The organism is Corynebacterium ulceribovis DSM 45146, from assembly GCF_000372445.1.
Classification (GTDB): domain Bacteria; phylum Actinomycetota; class Actinomycetes; order Mycobacteriales; family Mycobacteriaceae; genus Corynebacterium; species Corynebacterium ulceribovis.
The window spans coordinates 863,235-878,141 of the sequence record NZ_AQUY01000001.1 but is presented as its reverse complement, the minus strand read 5'-3'; the positions used below and the strand labels follow the sequence as shown (position 1 = coordinate 878,141).

The 14,907-nt window shown below is 58.1% G+C and carries 14 protein-coding genes; 5 read left to right on the top strand and 9 right to left on the bottom strand.

Going from position 1 to position 14,907, the window contains the following annotated elements; translation table 11 throughout:
• Nucleotides 1-2: 2 nt before the first annotated feature.
• Nucleotides 3-959 (bottom strand): siderophore ABC transporter substrate-binding protein, encoded by a 957-nt coding sequence (locus A3EC_RS0104030; RefSeq protein ID WP_018023891.1) that lies wholly within the window; start codon nt 957-959, stop codon nt 3-5.
• Nucleotides 960-1,156: 197 nt separating this feature from the next.
• The gene (locus A3EC_RS0104025; RefSeq protein WP_018023890.1) at nt 1,157-2,110 is read right to left on the bottom strand and encodes a siderophore ABC transporter substrate-binding protein; all 954 of its coding nucleotides are present in this window, start codon (nt 2,108-2,110) and stop codon (nt 1,157-1,159) included.
• A 183-nt stretch (nt 2,111-2,293) separates the two neighbouring features.
• Between A3EC_RS0104025 and A3EC_RS11305 the strand changes: the two genes are divergently transcribed.
• On the top strand, nt 2,294-3,601 hold the full coding sequence (locus A3EC_RS11305) for an HRDC domain-containing protein (protein ID WP_018023889.1): 1,308 nt from the start codon (nt 2,294-2,296) through the stop codon (nt 3,599-3,601).
• Here the strand turns inward: A3EC_RS11305 and dxs are convergent.
• From dxs to dut, 4 genes are read right to left on the bottom strand one after another with little or no spacing between them, the layout of a single operon-like run.
• Nucleotides 3,574-5,520 carry a 1-deoxy-D-xylulose-5-phosphate synthase gene (gene dxs, locus A3EC_RS0104015; protein WP_018023888.1) on the bottom strand — a complete coding sequence of 649 codons (1,947 nt, stop codon included), beginning with the start codon at nt 5,518-5,520 and terminating at the stop codon, nt 3,574-3,576. The two genes, A3EC_RS11305 and dxs, sit on opposite strands and share 28 nt — an antisense overlap.
• 25 nt (nt 5,521-5,545) lie before the next feature.
• A complete protein-coding gene (locus A3EC_RS0104010) occupies nt 5,546-6,772 on the bottom strand; it encodes a class I SAM-dependent RNA methyltransferase (RefSeq protein ID WP_018023887.1) in 1,227 nt (408 codons plus the stop codon).
• On the bottom strand, nt 6,769-7,503 hold the full coding sequence (locus A3EC_RS0104005; RefSeq protein WP_018023886.1) for a DUF3710 domain-containing protein: 735 nt from the start codon (nt 7,501-7,503) through the stop codon (nt 6,769-6,771). The genes A3EC_RS0104010 and A3EC_RS0104005 overlap by 4 nt, the downstream gene beginning before the upstream one ends.
• Nucleotides 7,504-7,561: 58 nt before the next feature.
• On the bottom strand, nt 7,562-8,047 hold the full coding sequence (gene dut / locus A3EC_RS0104000) for a dUTP diphosphatase (protein ID WP_018023885.1): 486 nt from the start codon (nt 8,045-8,047) through the stop codon (nt 7,562-7,564).
• A 52-nt stretch (nt 8,048-8,099) separates the two neighbouring features.
• Here dut and A3EC_RS0103995 point away from each other — a divergent pair, with 52 nt between their 5' ends.
• Nucleotides 8,100-8,573, top strand: coding sequence for a DUF3093 domain-containing protein (locus tag A3EC_RS0103995; protein ID WP_026162183.1), 474 nt, complete (start codon nt 8,100-8,102; stop codon nt 8,571-8,573).
• A gap of 40 nt (nt 8,574-8,613) precedes the next feature.
• Here A3EC_RS0103995 and A3EC_RS0103990 read toward each other — a convergent pair whose 3' ends face one another.
• The gene (locus A3EC_RS0103990; protein WP_018023883.1) at nt 8,614-8,916 is read right to left on the bottom strand and encodes a DUF4193 domain-containing protein; all 303 of its coding nucleotides are present in this window, start codon (nt 8,914-8,916) and stop codon (nt 8,614-8,616) included.
• A 225-nt stretch (nt 8,917-9,141) separates the two neighbouring features.
• Here A3EC_RS0103990 and cei point away from each other — a divergent pair, with 225 nt between their 5' ends.
• Nucleotides 9,142-9,774 carry an envelope integrity protein Cei gene (gene cei, locus A3EC_RS11300; protein ID WP_018023882.1) on the top strand — a complete coding sequence of 211 codons (633 nt, stop codon included), beginning with the start codon at nt 9,142-9,144 and terminating at the stop codon, nt 9,772-9,774.
• 6 nt (nt 9,775-9,780) lie between these two features.
• Here cei and A3EC_RS0103980 read toward each other — a convergent pair whose 3' ends face one another.
• Entirely contained in the window at nt 9,781-10,623 is an 843-nt protein-coding gene (locus A3EC_RS0103980; RefSeq protein WP_156812817.1) for an inositol monophosphatase family protein, read from the bottom strand.
• A gap of 36 nt (nt 10,624-10,659) precedes the next feature.
• Between A3EC_RS0103980 and ppgK the strand changes: the two genes are divergently transcribed.
• Together ppgK and A3EC_RS0103970 are read left to right on the top strand one after the other, a co-directional pair.
• Nucleotides 10,660-11,418, top strand: a complete 759-nt coding sequence (ppgK, locus tag A3EC_RS0103975; protein WP_018023880.1) for a polyphosphate--glucose phosphotransferase — start codon at nt 10,660-10,662, stop codon at nt 11,416-11,418.
• A 144-nt stretch (nt 11,419-11,562) separates the two neighbouring features.
• Nucleotides 11,563-13,104, top strand: a complete 1,542-nt coding sequence (locus A3EC_RS0103970) for an RNA polymerase sigma factor (RefSeq protein ID WP_018023879.1) — start codon at nt 11,563-11,565, stop codon at nt 13,102-13,104.
• Nucleotides 13,105-13,252: 148 nt separating this feature from the next.
• Here the strand turns inward: A3EC_RS0103970 and A3EC_RS0103965 are convergent, their stop codons facing one another.
• Nucleotides 13,253-14,812: an SLC13 family permease gene (locus A3EC_RS0103965; RefSeq protein ID WP_018023878.1), complete on the bottom strand. Its 1,560-nt coding sequence runs from the start codon at nt 14,810-14,812 to the stop codon at nt 13,253-13,255.
• Nucleotides 14,813-14,907 lie beyond the last annotated feature (95 nt).

Below are 14,907 nucleotides of genomic sequence, written 5' to 3'. Positions count from 1 at the left end.
GATTACGCGTTAGCGTCGACGGCCTTGTCGACCTCGTCGAGCATGGAGTTCAGGGTGGTCAGGCCGCCACCAACCAAGTACCAGTCTGCACCATTGAGGTAGTGGATGTTGTTGTCCTTAGCAGCCTTGGTGCCCTTGATCAGTTCATTGTCCAAGGTGGCTTCTGCGGTGTTTGCGTCAGAGCCGATTGCCTTGTCGCGGTCGACAACGAAGATGTGGGTTGGGTTGGCCTTAGCGACGTACTCAAAAGAAATCGCTTCGCCGTGACGGCCATCCATCTTCACTTCGGTGGCTGGCTTGAAACCAAGGTCATGGTAGACAATGCCGAAACGGGAGTCTGGGCCGTAGGTGGACAGCTCGCCGCCATTGGTCATCACCAGCATGGCGTCCGTGCCGTTTGCCTTCTCAGCGATCTTGTTTGCCTTGTCCTTCAGGCCTTTAATCTTTTCATCCACTTCCTTTTCCTTGCCGAAAATCTGGCCGACGGTGCGGGCAGACTCAACAGCAACGTCGAGGGTGGCGGTGTCGTTCGAGGCGGTCAGGTCCAGGGTTGGAGCAATCTTCTCCAGTTCGCTGTAAGCATCCTTCTGGCGCGCATTGACGATAATCAGGTCTGGCTCAGCCTGTGCGATGGTTTCGAAGTCAGGTTCCTTCATTGCACCTGCGGTTGCCTTGTCTTCGAAAGGCTTTGCAACTGCTGGGAATGCCTTGGCGGTGGAGATGGACACAACCTTGTCCGATTCACCGATGGCTTCCATAACGTCCAGTGCAGCGTAGTCCAAGACCACGACCTTTTCTGGTGTGCCGTCGAGCTTCAGTTCACCCTTGGCATGCTTCACCGTGATGGTGTCGCCGGATGCAGCGGAACCATTTGGCGCGTCGCCACTGTTGCTGCACCCAGTCAATGCCAGTGCGCCTGCTACAACGGCAGCGGCTGCTGCGCGCGAGAAGATCTTCATACGGGAGTCTCCTTGTCTTGTTGGGTCTGTCGCATGGTTCCTAGTGAAACCAGCGCATGTTTTTAGGTAAGGGATACCTAACAACTTCAACTAAGCATAGGCAACGTTTACTCAAAAGCAAAACATTAACCAACACTCTAGTTTCGTTAATAACTATTCGGAAGGGGGGTTGCGAAGAAAATCCCACGCCACGCCGTCTAATCAACTGCTTGGGCGACTTCATCAATCATGGCGCCGAGCGTATTGAGGCCACCCCCAACCAGGTACCACTTCGCACCATCGAGGTAGTGAATATTCCTCGCCTTAGCTGCCTTAGTAGTGGCAATCAGCTGATTATTCAGCGCCGCTTCTGCAGAGTTGCCCGGCCGACCAATTGCTTTGTCGCGATCAAGCACAAAAATGTGGGTTGGATTTGCATCGGCAACATATTCAAAAGACACCACTTGGCCGTGCGGGCCAGCCTGCTCCACCTCTACAGAGGGACGGAAGCCAAGATCTTGGAAGACCATGCCGAATCGCGAGTTTGCGCCGAAGGTAGACAGCTCACCGCCACTGGCCAGCAGCATCATCGCATCGACACCCTTGGATTTTTCGGCGACATCTTTTGCTTTTGCCTTCAGCTCAGAAATCTTTGCGTCCACCACCTCTTCCTTCTGGAAAATCGTGCCAATGGTTCGGGCAGAGTTCAGCACTCCATCAAGAGTGACTTCACGGCTCGCAGAGGTCAGATCCAGGGTCGGCGCAATTTTTGCCAGTTCCCCATACGCTTTTTGGGTGCGCGCATTAATGATGATGAGATCTGGCTCGGCTTCTGCAATAGCCTCCAGGTCAGGCTCTTTCATCGACCCGCCGACCGCTTTGTCCTTGAATGGTTGCGCTACCTCCGGAAAGTTTTTGACGGTAGCAATGGCAGTGACCTTATCCGACTCGCCAATGGCATCCATGACATCTAGTGCAGCGAAGTCGAGCACAACCACCTTCTCCGGGACGCCATCTAGGGTGAGCTCACCTTGTGTGTGCTGCACGGTGATTGTTTGTGCCTTATCCGATTCATTGGCCACACTCTTGCTGCCGGCGCCGCCACTGCAGCCAACAAGCGCCATAGTGCCTGCCATAACTGCTGACACTGCAATCCGAGAGATGAGCTTCATCTATCGATCTCCTATTTCCTCAAGTTATTTCCCGCACCCCACACTAAGAGGCGCCTTAGGCTAGGCATACCTAACCTTAAGTTGAGAGCTTAAACGCCTCTCCCCCAAAAGCAAAGCTTTTGTGAACACTTGTGTTGCGTTAATCGGAATCGGTACTACCTAGAGCAGCGTAGAATCGCAGTTATGTCACAGCCGCTGCACGCCCCGCGCGAAGGGATTCCTGCCCCATTAACCACTCCGGAAGATGTAGCGGCGGCAGCAAACACCCTGGCTAACGGCAGTGGCCCCTTCGCCATCGACACCGAACGCGCAGCCGGATACCGATACACTGACCGCGCCTTCCTCATCCAAATCCGCCGCCGCGGAGCCGGCACCTTCCTCATCGATCCCGAGCCCCAGCGGCATGCGGCAGTTACCCCCGAAGCCATCACCGCGCCCCTCAAAACCGTCCTCAACGACTCCGTCTGGATCATCCACGCGGCAAGCACCGACTTACCGTGCCTAGCCGAACTTGGCCTGCACCCCGGGGAATTGTTCGACACTGAGCTAGCTGCCCGCCTTGCCGGCTTCGACCACCCCAACCTCGCGAACATGGTTGAGCTGCTGCTTGGATACCAACTAGCCAAAGGCCACGGCGGCGAAGATTGGTCCCGCAGGCCGCTGCCAGCTGACTGGCTCAGCTACGCGGCCCTTGACGTCGAGCTGCTCATTGAGCTGGCCGACGTGCTCTACGATATCCTCGCTGAGCAAGACAAACTCGCTATTGCCCGGCAAGAATTCGACCATATCCGCATCGAAAACCGCCCCGGCAGCACCAGCCTCTACCCCACCGACGACGACTGGCGTCGCCTCAAAGGCCTTGGCGCACTACGTACACCCGAACAGCTCGCTGTTGCACGCAGCCTATGGCAACGCCGCAACACCCTCGCTGCCCGCCGAGACCTCGCCCCCGGCCGCATCCTGCCAAACTCAGCCATCATTGCCGTCGCACGCAACCTCCCTGCCACCATGGGTGAGGTTTCCGCCCTCCGCGGCGTCCCCCGGGATCGCCGTAGGTTACAGAAGCTTTTTGACGCAACCAACCTTGCGCGAACCTCAAACCCCCAGCAGTGGCCCGAGCGAGAACGTGGTGACGCAATGCCGAACCATCGGAATTGGAAAGATACGTGGCCCGAAGCCGCGGGCATACTCGCCACCAGCAATGAGCTNCTCCGAGCACAAGCGGACGCTATCGGCATCCCGACAGAGAACCTGTTGAAGCCCAAGATTGTGCGAGTTGCCGCATGGGCAAGTGCCTACGGGCACGCCGAAACTGGCTTCATCCCCGACAGCCTGCCGAAGATGCGGCAATTACTTCTCCGCGAGGGTGCTCGCGACTGGCAGGCTGATATCGCTGCGCCGTTGCTATTTTTCGGCGCAGCCGGCGACATCACCGCCGCCAACCTTGAAAAGGATGACGACAATCAGCCTTCGTCGGAGGCAGAATCCTGACGCACGATTTCCGGCTTGCTTTCGTCAACAAGCTCTGAATCCTCCAACGCCAAGCTCCAACCAATAATGTCCCGCGCCACGGACGCGGCGGTCAGGCCGAGCTCCTCCAACACCTCGCTGCGCGAAGCATGGTCGAGGAATCGTTCCGGAACGGCGACATGACGCAGCGGAGTATCCACTTCCGCGGCGGTCAGCGCCTCACCAATCATCGAGCCGACGCCGCCATGAATCACACCGTCTTCCACTGTGACGACCAGGGAGAACCGGTCGGCAAGCTCGACAATTTCTGGGGCGACCGGCACGACCCAACCAGGATCGACAACAGTAACTGCATAACCCTGCGCCGCCACAGCCTTCGCAGCGTCGAGAGCCAAAGCGGCAAACGGGCCCACCGCAACAATCAGCACGTCACCGGAATCAGTGTCACCGGTGAGCACATCCAGCGGGCCGAACTGCGACTTCGCCTCAATCGGTGCTGGCACATTCCCCTTCGGGAACCGCACCACCGTCGGACCGGATTCATCCGCCACGGCCTCCCGCAACTGCTGCTGCAGTCGGACGCCATCACGTGGAGCCGCGACCCGAATACCAGGGACAATGCCGCAAATCGACATATCCCAGACACCATTGTGGGAAGCACCGTCCGAACCGGTCACACCAGCGCGGTCCAGCACAAAAGTCACTGGCTGCTTCAGCAGCGCGACGTCCATCAGCATCTGGTCAAACGCACGGTTCAAGAAGGTTGCGTACACCGCAACAACCGGCTTCATGCCACCCATTGCCAGACCCGAGGCGGAAGTGACTGCGTGCTGCTCGGCGATACCAACATCAAACATGCGATCTGGGAAGCGCTCCCCGAACTTTGCCAACCCGGTTGGGCCCGGCATAGCGGCGGTAATCGCCACGACGCTATCGTTCGCCGCACCAATCTCAATCAGCTCATCGGCAAACACACTGGTCCAGGCGGTACCGGAGCTGCTTGACTTCGATTCGCCAGTGATCGGGTCAATGACCCCCGTCGAGTGCATCAAGTCGGCCTGATTCGACTCTGCTGGGGCGAAGCCGTGACCCTTCTTCGTCACCGCATGCACAATGACCGGTCCGCCATATTCCTTCGCGTGCCGCATAGCGTTTTCCAGGGACTTAATATTGTGACCGTCCACTGGGCCGATATATTTCATGCCGAGGTCAGAGAACATCTCCGACGGCAGCACAACCTCCTTGACGCCTTCTTTAAAGAGGTACGCAACCCGGGCGATGGCCTTGCCAAACGGACCAAGCTTAAGCAGCTTAGACTTCCCTTCAGCCATGACCTTATCGTAGCCCGGTTGCAGACGCAGCGCCGACAGGTTCTCCGCGAAACCACCAATGGTTGGCGCGTAGGAGCGGCCATTGTCATTGACGACAATCACCAAGGAACGGTCCTTACCAGCAGCAATATTATTCAGTGCCTCCCAGCACATGCCACCAGTTAACGCACCGTCACCCACCACGGCGACCACGCTGCGGTGAGTTTCGCCGCGCAGCTCAAACGCCTTAGCTAACCCATCCGCGTAGGACAACGAAGCCGACGCATGGGACGATTCCACCCAGTCATGTGGGCTTTCCGCCCGGCACGGATACCCCGACAGGCCATCCTTTTTCCGCAGGGTATCGAAATCCTTCCGGCGTCCGGTCAGAATTTTGTGCACATACGCCTGGTGCCCCGTATCGAAAATGATCGGGTCCTTCGGGGAGTCGAAGACCCGATGAAGGGCCATCGTCAATTCCACAACGCCCAGGTTGGGTCCTAGGTGTCCGCCCGTGGCAGAAACCTTTTCCACCAAAAAGCTGCGGATCTCGGCAGCTAACTGCACCATCTGCTTTTCGGACAGCCCCATAATGTCGGCTGGGGATGACACGCGGTCAAGAATTCGCATAACCTTCTCCGAGATAATTCCAGGGTTAGCTTTCCATCATAGGTCGCTGGCGGCGCAGCAACACAAACGTCTCCATATGGTGCGTCCCAGGAAAAGCATTGAACAAGGTCCACTGCTGTGGGTAGTAGCCAGCCTGCGTCCACGCCGCTAGATCACGGGCCAAGGTTGCAGGGTCACACCCGACATGGACCACATGAGTAGGGTTCGCTTCCGCAATCTTCGCAATGACCTTCGCCCCCGCGCCTTTACGTGGCGGGTCGAGGACAATCGCATCGACGCTGCCCTGTGGGTTCCGAGCCAGAACATTCAACATATTCTCCACTCGGCCAGTGCGGAAGGTCACTGGTTTGCCGCTGAGCGACTGGGCGCCGTACTTCGCGGACTTCGAATCCAACTCCACCGACTCCACGCGGCCGCTATCGCCAACTAAATCGGCGAGCGGCGCCGCGAGCAACCCGACACCGCCATACAAATCCCACACTGTCATGCCCTCGGAGACGTGTCCGGATAGCCACGCTCGGACTTGCTCTTGGTAGGCCTCCGGTGCAGCTTGGTGTGCTTGCCAGAACCCAGTCGCTGGCAGCGTGAATGTGGTGCTGCCTACCTGCTGAGTGGCAGTGCCACTACCCTTGTGTACCTTGTGGCGACGGTTTCGGCCCCGGCCCGTTTCTTCAACGGTGTGGCGTTCACCCTCGGTATCCATCGCTACGATCACTTCCGCGCCTGGCGTAAACCGGTACTTGTCTAGTCCAGCCATCAAACCAGGAACTGCCTGCGTGCATTCAATGCCAGTGACTAAGGCATGGGACTGCCGCTTACGGATTCCTGCCTGACCAGTGGCGTCGACACCAAACCGCATGCGAGTGCGCCAACCAGTGTGCGGCTGCAATGGAACGTAGTCAATCTCTTCCGCGGCGACCTGGATCTTGCCAATGCGGCGCAGCTGGTCAACCAAAACCTCAGTCTTCAGCCATTTTTCGCCCTCTGCGCTCAGAAAGCCGAGGTCGCAACAGCCGGCACCTGCTACCGCCGCTGGGCAGCTTTGCGGCACCCGCCACGGGGACGCTTTGATGACGTCCACAACATCAGCGCGGAGGAAGCGGCCGGAATCTTGGGTGATTTTCGCCGTGACAGTGTCGCCCGGTAGTGCGCCGGTGACAAAGACGATGCGGCCGTCCTCAAGGTTGGCGATGGAATCGCCGCCATGCGCTGGCCGGGTCACAGTCAGCGTTAGTTCTCCAGTGTCGTTCACTCCGCGCTGTTCCCAGCTTCAGGATTGTTCTGCTGTGCAAGCTCCGCTTCCCGTGCCTGAATAGCTTCCTTCAGCGATTCCACCATTGGGGCTGGCAATACCACTGGCAGGGACTGGCCAGCTGGGATTGGGCTGTCGCTGCGGGTGACCACGGTGCGCGCCAAAATGCCGTGTGCGGTTTTATGCAGCTGCGCTGCCGTTTCCGCCGGGCCGGCGACGACAAGTCGCATCATCCAGCGTGGGCCTTCTGCAGCGATAACACGCATTACGGCGTTTGGTGCCACACCGACGATTTCATCGCCCCACGGGCCCCGTTCCACGGACACTTCTAGCTGGTCCTGCTGAAAACCGGTGATGATTTCGTTTTTGACTTCATCCCACAGACCACCGGAAGTTGGGGCTGCGAAGGCTACCGGGGTGATCCGCCCTGCTTCCGTGACAAAGTGCACGAGCTTTGGGCCAGTCTCCCCCATCTCCACCTGGACCTGCGCCTCGTGTGGCAGCGGAATGTGCATAGAGCCTAAGTCAACGAAACCGCTCGCGAAGTCGCTAAAGTTCAGCTCGTCCACGTCCACGTCGTGGGAGTCGAATGGGCCCATCATTGCTTCGCGGGCATCGGCGGGCACTGCGTCCTCTTCCGCATCGGCTTCAGTTGTCACTTCAGCGGCGGTGGTGTCTTCCGGCTGAATGTCCTGCTTATCTTCATCCGACTTCTTGCCAAATGGCCACATGATGCATTTCTCCTCAGTTGTTTATCTGTTCTAAGCGCCACGATACGGCAATAGTTGCTTAGCGAACTCCGGTTGAGCCGTACCCGCCTTCCCCGCGGACGGTCTCATCAAGTTCATCAACTTCGATGATTTCGGGGAGCTCGACACGTTGCACCACCAATTGAGCAATGCGATCGCCCCGCTGAATCTCAATCGGTTCCGCAGGGTCCAAGTTGATAAGGCAGACTTTCAGCTCACCGCGGTATTCAGCGTCAATGGTGCCTGGAGTGTTGACGATGCTCAGTCCTTGCCGAGCAGCCAAGCCAGAACGTGGATGAATCAGGCCAACCGTGCCATAGGGCAAAGCAACCGCAATGCCGGTCCCTACTAGTTGTCGTTGCCCTGGCTGCAGGGTGACATTGTCGGTAGCGCACAAGTCGACGCCTGCGTCGCCTGCGTGGGCACGGCGCGGCAATGGCAGTTCTGGGTCCAGGCGGCGCACTTTCAGCGTGGTTAGTGGCTCATAGGCGGCTGGATTAGCGGCTGGGTTTTTTGAGTCAGTCACGGGCTCAACCTTACCGATGTTGCCATCTATTCCTACGGTAGGGTTAAAGGTCGTGAAGGAAAACAGCAGTTCAGGCGCCGTGCTATATTCGGAGCAGCTTCGTACTCCATGGTATTGGTGGCTCGGTGTGGTGTTATTGGCCGGTCTGATTGCCGGGACCATGAGTTTTAACCGGGATCCGATCTACCCCGTCATCACTTTCGTGGTGGTGTTCGCTCTTGCTGCCTGGTTTGTGCTGTGGCTGGGCCGAGCAAAGATTCAGGTCGTTGAGCGTGGCGGACAGCGCTACTTAATAGCCCCCACCGCTACGTTGCCCGCCAGTGTCGTTAGCCGCTCGATGGTGATTCCGCCCACCGCCAAGCAGGCCGCGATGGGACGTCAGCTCGATCCGCTGGCGCATTTGGTTGTCGCTTCGTGGATTCCAGAAATGGCCATGCTGGTCATCGATGACCCAGCCGACCGCACCCCGTATTGGCTTGTGTCCTCGCGCAACCCGCAGGAACTGCTCAACGCACTGATCGGTTAGCGCTGGGCCTAGCGCTAGCTAGGCACAGCGACTGGGACTACTAGGCGCAGTCCAGACAGATTTTGTCGCCGTTTGGCAGGGTTTCTGCCAGACGGGAACGGTGCAGCACCAAGAAGCAGCTGGCACACGTAAATTCGTTTGCCTGCTTTGGCACAACGTCCACATTCAGGTCTTCACCGGAAATGTCCAAGTCCGGCAGGTCGTAAGATTCGATGATTTCGCTGTCGTCGTCATCGGATTCGGACATCTTATCGGCCTGTGCTGCCTGCAAGCCTTCGAGGGAATCGGTTTCCAATTCCTCTTCGACTGTAGTGGCGCGGGGCGCGTCGTAGTCAACAGCCATGAGTGCTCCTTTTATAGCGTCCGAGCTGCGACAAGTCTCATGCCGCTAACTCTCTGTTTGGGCGGTATATTAAGTCAGTTTTGCTGCCGTGTCATATCTGCATGTCACACGCGGTTTTTGACCTGTGTTTCTATCGCTTTATCCCCGTGGCTTACCATTGGCACTTAACTGCTAATCCAGCTGCAGATTAACCTGCTAGCGAACCAGTTAATGGAAAGGGCCACCTTGTCGTACACATTTTTGGATGAGGCGAGCAATTCCGGTCCCGCGGTCCGGGCAAGCACGCCGTATTTGGTGTCGACGATTGCCCTTTTAGTCGTGGGCGTTGTTGCGTGGGCCGTCGTGTTCACCACCGACTCGGCAGAGACCGAAGTGTTGGCATGTACTTCCGCGTCAACGCCGAAACCTGATGGCCTCGGTGAAGTCATTTCCCACGATGAGCTAGCCAAAGTTGAACCGATAAGTCCAAAGGACATTGAGGTCCGAGTTTTCAACGCGAACGGTCAAGCTGGCCAGGCTGGTGAAGCCGCTGCTACTTTGACCGAATTGGGTTTCCAGCCCGCACCCGGCGACTCTATCGGAAATGACCCGATTTTCACTGAGCAGGACTTGGACTGCCGTGGCCAAATTCGTTTTGGCTCTGAGGGTCGCGCTGCTGCCGCGACGTTGGCATTAACTACTGCTTGTGTCGAGTTCCGCCAGGACGACCGCGACGATGCCACTGTTGATTTGGCGTTGGGTTCGCAGTTTGACAACACCCCGCCGTCGAAGGCTGCGCGCGATATTTTGCGGCAGCTCAGCCGCGGCGCGGAAGTTGACCAAGTCGCGCTTGATACTGTCCGCAATCAGCCCTGCTGATTCCCGTTATTCAGGCAGTTGGCCTTGCCCGCCTGCTGCCGTCACAGCGCCGACCAATTCGTCAAAAAGCGTCGATGGTGCCGCAATAATTGGCCCCGGTAGCGCCTCACTGATGCTTGGCGTGGTGGTGCGTGCGCCTGCTTCCTGCGCAATCAAGAGGCCTGCCGCCCAATCCCATGGTTGCAGCCCGTGTTCCACGTATGCGTCGATGTTCCCAGCTGCCAGCATGCACAAGTCCAACGCCGCGGACCCCGCACGGCGAATATCGCGGACCTGTGGCAGCATCGCAGCAATGAATTGTCCCTGCGCCGCGCGCCGTACTGCTGAGTAGCCGAACCCAGTCGCTAGCAGTGATTTCCCCAAATTCTCGGGCTTATTGACGGATAGGGGGACGCTGGTTCCATCGGCGTGAAGCACTGTGGCACCGGCACCTCGGGCAGCCGAATACAGTTTGCGGTGTGGCACATCCGCTACCGCCCCGACCAGCATCTCGCCATCGCGAACCGCGGCGATGGACACCGCATAGGACGGGAAGTCGTACATGAAGTTGACGGTGCCATCGATCGGGTCGACAACCCACTGGACTTGATCAGCCGCTGCGGTGGTACCGCCTTCCTCCTCGCCCAACACAACATCATTCGGGCGTAGCGCGCGCAGCAAACGGCGAATGTGCAGCTCCGATTCCCGGTCCACTGCAGTGACTGGATCCACGCCCGAGGACTTAGTGTCTGTCACTGCAGACCAGTCCTTAATCATGCGGCGGCGTTGGCGCACCAACGAGCTGGCGGATTCAGCGACAAAACAGGCGATGTCGCGCAGATCGGAAAGTTCACGGTCCAATTCAGTCATGCCCACCATTGTGCCCCTTTCCGTACAATCAGCCATATGGAGCCAAAAATCGGATTCGGTGTCGACGTAGGCGGGTCCGGCATTAAAGCCGCCGCGGTAGATCTCAGTACTGGGGAGCTGGTGTACGAACGCAAAAAGCTAGCGACCCCGAAACCTGCAACTCCTGATGCAGTCGCAGCGACTATTGCGCAACTGGTAGCCGAATGCGGCTGGACCGGTAAAGACATCGGTGTGACGCTACCTTCGGTGATTCAGAACCAAGTGGCGCACACCGCGGCGAATATTGATCCGACGTGGGTGGAGACGGACTGCGCCGCACTGTTTGAACGGCACCTGCCCGGCCGTACCGTCCACGTTCTCAATGACGCGGACGCTGCGGGACTTGCGGAAGTGAAGTTTGGCAACCCAGCTGCACGCGACGGCTCCGTACTGATGCTGACCTTCGGTACCGGAATTGGTTCCGCTTTGCTTTCCGACGGTGTGCTCTACCCCAACTCCGAGCTCGGGCACCTAGTTATTGATGGCACGGAGGCTGAGCATTTTGCATCCTCGCGCATTCGTACCGTGGAAAACCTCGACTTCCCAGAGTGGGCCGCGCGAGTTTCCCATGTGCTGACAGTGCTGGAAAAGTTGCTGTGGCCGCGCGTCATTATTGTTGGCGGCGGAATTTCCCGTGAACACGAGCAATGGATCCCGCTGCTAACTAATAAGACTCCGGTGGTTCCAGCGCAGCTGCGCAACACTGCGGGCATCGTTGGGGCCGCTTTCGCAGCAGAACAAGGATTGCTTCCATAGGCAAAATCAGTCAGTAAATATTGCCCCGATTTGGGGTCAGCTAGTTCCCAAACTCCGAACGTGGTTATACTGGGGAGTCGATTCAACGCACGACGGGTTACCCCAGAAACCACCGTCAGATTTCGTGAATGTGAAAGGGCGTACGTGGCAGCCACAGACAAGGCACAGTCGGCCGAGCAGGCATCCTCCTCCGGCGACGACAGTTCGAGCGCGGTCAAGAAGGCCGTGAAGAAGGCTGTCAAGAAGACCGCTGCGAAGAAGACTATCGCTAAGAAGGCAGTAGCGAAGAAAACTGCTGCCAAAAAGACGGTTGCAAAAAAGACCGCCGCCAAAAAAGCCGTAGCGAAAACTGCTGCGAAAAAGGCAGTGGCCAAGAAGGCGACCCCAACCAAAAATGCGGCCAAGAAGACTGCAGCGAAAAAGACCACTGCTCGGAAGACCGCCGCACGCAAGACTACGGCGAAATCCGCAGCTTCCAGCGCAGCGCAGACCGCAAAGGCAGCGATCAAGGCGTCGAATGAACAGGCAAAGGCTGCAACCGACGCGCCTGAAGGTCAGGACGCGGATGAGTTGGAAGAGGGCGAACTCGAAGACGAAGATGTCGAGTACAACCCAGACCTGCATGAGGACGAAGTCGACGAACTCGGTGACGAGGAAGAAGACGACATGGACAAGTCCGGTTCGGACTTTGTCTGGGACGAAGAAGAGTCTGAAACTCTGCGGCAGGCCCGTAAAGACGCGGAACTGACCGCCTCTGCAGACTCCGTTCGTGCTTACCTGAAGCAGATCGGTAAAGTCGCACTTCTGACAGCTGAACAGGAAGTGTCGCTGGCAAAGCGCATTGAATCCGGCTTGTACGCGGCCCACATGCTGGAAGCGGATAAGAAGGCCCAGCGCGGTGAAGGCGGCGAACGTATCGCAACTGGCCTACGCCGCGAGCTGCGTGAAATTAACCGTGACGGTAAGAAGGCCAAGAATCACCTGCTGGAAGCGAACCTGCGTCTGGTCGTGTCGCTGGCTAAGCGCTACACCGGTCGCGGTATGGCGTTCCTGGACTTGATTCAGGAAGGTAACTTGGGTCTGATTCGTGCGGTCGAGAAGTTCGACTACACCAAGGGCTACAAGTTCTCCACCTACGCCACCTGGTGGATTCGCCAAGCAATCACCCGCGCGATGGCCGACCAAGCCCGCACGATTCGTATCCCAGTGCACATGGTGGAGGTCATCAACAAGCTGGGCCGTATTCAGCGTGAGCTGCTGCAGGACCTCGGCCGTGAACCGACCCCAGAAGAGTTGGCACGCGAAATGGATATCACCGAGGAGAAGGTGCTGGAAATCCAGCAGTACGCTCGGGAACCTATTTCGCTGGACCAGACCATTGGTGACGAAGGCGACTCACAGCTCGGCGACTTCATTGAAGACTCTGAAGCAGTCGTCGCTGTTGACGCCGTGTCCTTCACCCTGTTGCAGGACCAGCTGCAAGACGTGCTGGAGACGCTATCCGAGCGTGAAGCTGGCGTTGTCCGGCTGCGTTTCGGCCTCACCGACGGCATGCCACGCACCTTGGATGAGATTGGTCAGGTCTACGGCGTGACCCGTGAGCGTATCCGCCAGATTGAGTCGAAGACCATGTCGAAGCTGCGCCACCCATCGCGGTCTCAGGTGCTGCGCGACTACTTGGAGTAGAGCTCCGAGCCGAGACAGCGAAGAACCGCCCCAGTCCCCTAGGTTTCCTAGGATGCTGGGGCGGTTCTTTTAGTTGGTGCCTCTTTTGGTTGGTGCTCTTATGCACAGTGCCGACCTCTGCACGAGAGGTCGGCTGAGTTGAACTGGCTTAGAAGACCAGGCCGAACACCCACACAGACAGGGTGACGGAGACGACCGAGATGAGAATCAGCGCGGCGATGTTCAGCCAGATACCGGCCTTGACCATATTGCCCATGGTGACGTAACCCGAACCGTAGGCAATCGCGTTTGGTGGGGTTGCTACCGGCATCATGAAGGCGGATGTTGCAGCCAGTGCCACTGGGACGGTCAGGAACATCTGGTCAATGCCCATACCAATGGCCAGTGCGCCCATCAGCGGCAAGAAGGTAGCAGCAGTTGCGGTGTTGGAGGTGAACTCGGTCAGCGCCAGAACCACTGCAGCCACGATGACAACCAGTGCGACCATTGGCAGGACGTTCAGGCCGGACATCTGCTCACCGATCCAGTCGGACAGACCAGACTTGCCGAACTGGGAGGACAGTGCCAGACCGCCACCGAAGAGCAGCAGAACGCCCCATGGCAGTTCGAGAGCGTCAGCCCAGCGCAGCAGAGGCACACCGTTTGGAGCACCCGGGATAATGAACAGCGCGGTACCGACCAGCATTGCAATCACTGCGTCGGAGAACATCGAACCCTTGAAGAAGACTGGCACCAGGATCCAAGCCAGCGCAGCGATGACGAAGATGGTCATAACGGAGGCTTCGCCGCGGGACATGCCACCCAGCTTCGACAGTTCCTTGCGCATCAGTTCACGGCCGCCCGGAATGTGGTCGATTTCAGGCTTAAACAGCACGGTGGTCAGCAGTAGCCAAGCGGCAATCATCAGCACAATTGCGATTGGCACACCGACGAGCATCCACTGGCCGAAGCCGATTTCCACGCCCTGCTCGGCCATGTAGGCACGCAGCATGGTGTTTGGCGGGGTACCAATGACGGTACCGAGGGAACCGATGGACGCGGCGTATGCGATACCCAGCATCAGTGCAATGCCGAAGTTCGAGGATGGCGCTTCACCACGCGCAGTGGATTCCATTTCCTCTTCAAGTTCTTCCGAGGTCTTTTCCGACTTCAGCAGCCCCACAATTAGCGAGAGCACGGAAATACCAATCGGCAGCATCATCACCGCGGTGGCGGTGTTGGAGACCCACATGGACAAGAAGCCGGTGGCCGTCATAAAGCCCAAAATCAACATCTTTGGCGACGAACCCATCGCCACCAGCACCCACAGCGCAATCCGCTTGTGCAGGTTCCAGCGCTGCATACCCAACGCCAACAGGAAGCCACCCATGAACAGGAAGATGGTTGGGCTGGCGTAGCTGGTGGAGAATTCTTTCATCTCCGCAATGCCGAAGGCTGGGAACAGCACCAACGGCAGCAGTGCGGTGGCGGTAATTGGAATTGCTTCCGACATCCACCATGCGGCCATGATGATGGCAATAGCCGCGGTGCCGCGCAGTGCGTGCGGCAGGTCAGACGGCATGATGAAGTAGACCAGCGCCGCGAGCGCAAGGCCGAGGAAAAATCCCAAGCGCTTACGGAAAAGTTCGCGTGGACTGTGTCCCGGGTCTTGTTGCCCCGGTGAAAGCTCAATTTCTGAGCCGGTCGCGTTACCGACGTTGGTGGACATAGGCCGTCTCCCTGTCTAATGCCCGCCAGTTCAGCTTGTGTGTCGGCTCAGTGGCGGGCGAATGAATACTAAAATCCACCCTCCAACTTATCGAA

Coding starts and splice junctions, on each gene's coding strand:
- A3EC_RS0104030 (WP_018023891.1), bottom strand. CDS start 959: ATGAAGATCTTCTCGCGCGCAGCAGCCGCTGCCGTTGTAGCAGGCGCA.
- A3EC_RS0104025 (WP_018023890.1), bottom strand. CDS start 2,110: ATGAAGCTCATCTCTCGGATTGCAGTGTCAGCAGTTATGGCAGGCACT.
- dxs (WP_018023888.1), bottom strand. CDS start 5,520: ATGCGAATTCTTGACCGCGTGTCATCCCCAGCCGACATTATGGGGCTG.
- A3EC_RS0104005 (WP_018023886.1), bottom strand. CDS start 7,503: ATGTGGCCATTTGGCAAGAAGTCGGATGAAGATAAGCAGGACATTCAG.
- A3EC_RS0103990 (WP_018023883.1), bottom strand. CDS start 8,916: ATGGCTGTTGACTACGACGCGCCCCGCGCCACTACAGTCGAAGAGGAA.
- A3EC_RS0103980 (WP_156812817.1), bottom strand. CDS start 10,623: ATGACTGAATTGGACCGTGAACTTTCCGATCTGCGCGACATCGCCTGT.
- ppgK (WP_018023880.1), top strand. CDS start 10,660: ATGGAGCCAAAAATCGGATTCGGTGTCGACGTAGGCGGGTCCGGCATT.
- A3EC_RS0103965 (WP_018023878.1), bottom strand. CDS start 14,812: ATGTCCACCAACGTCGGTAACGCGACCGGCTCAGAAATTGAGCTTTCA.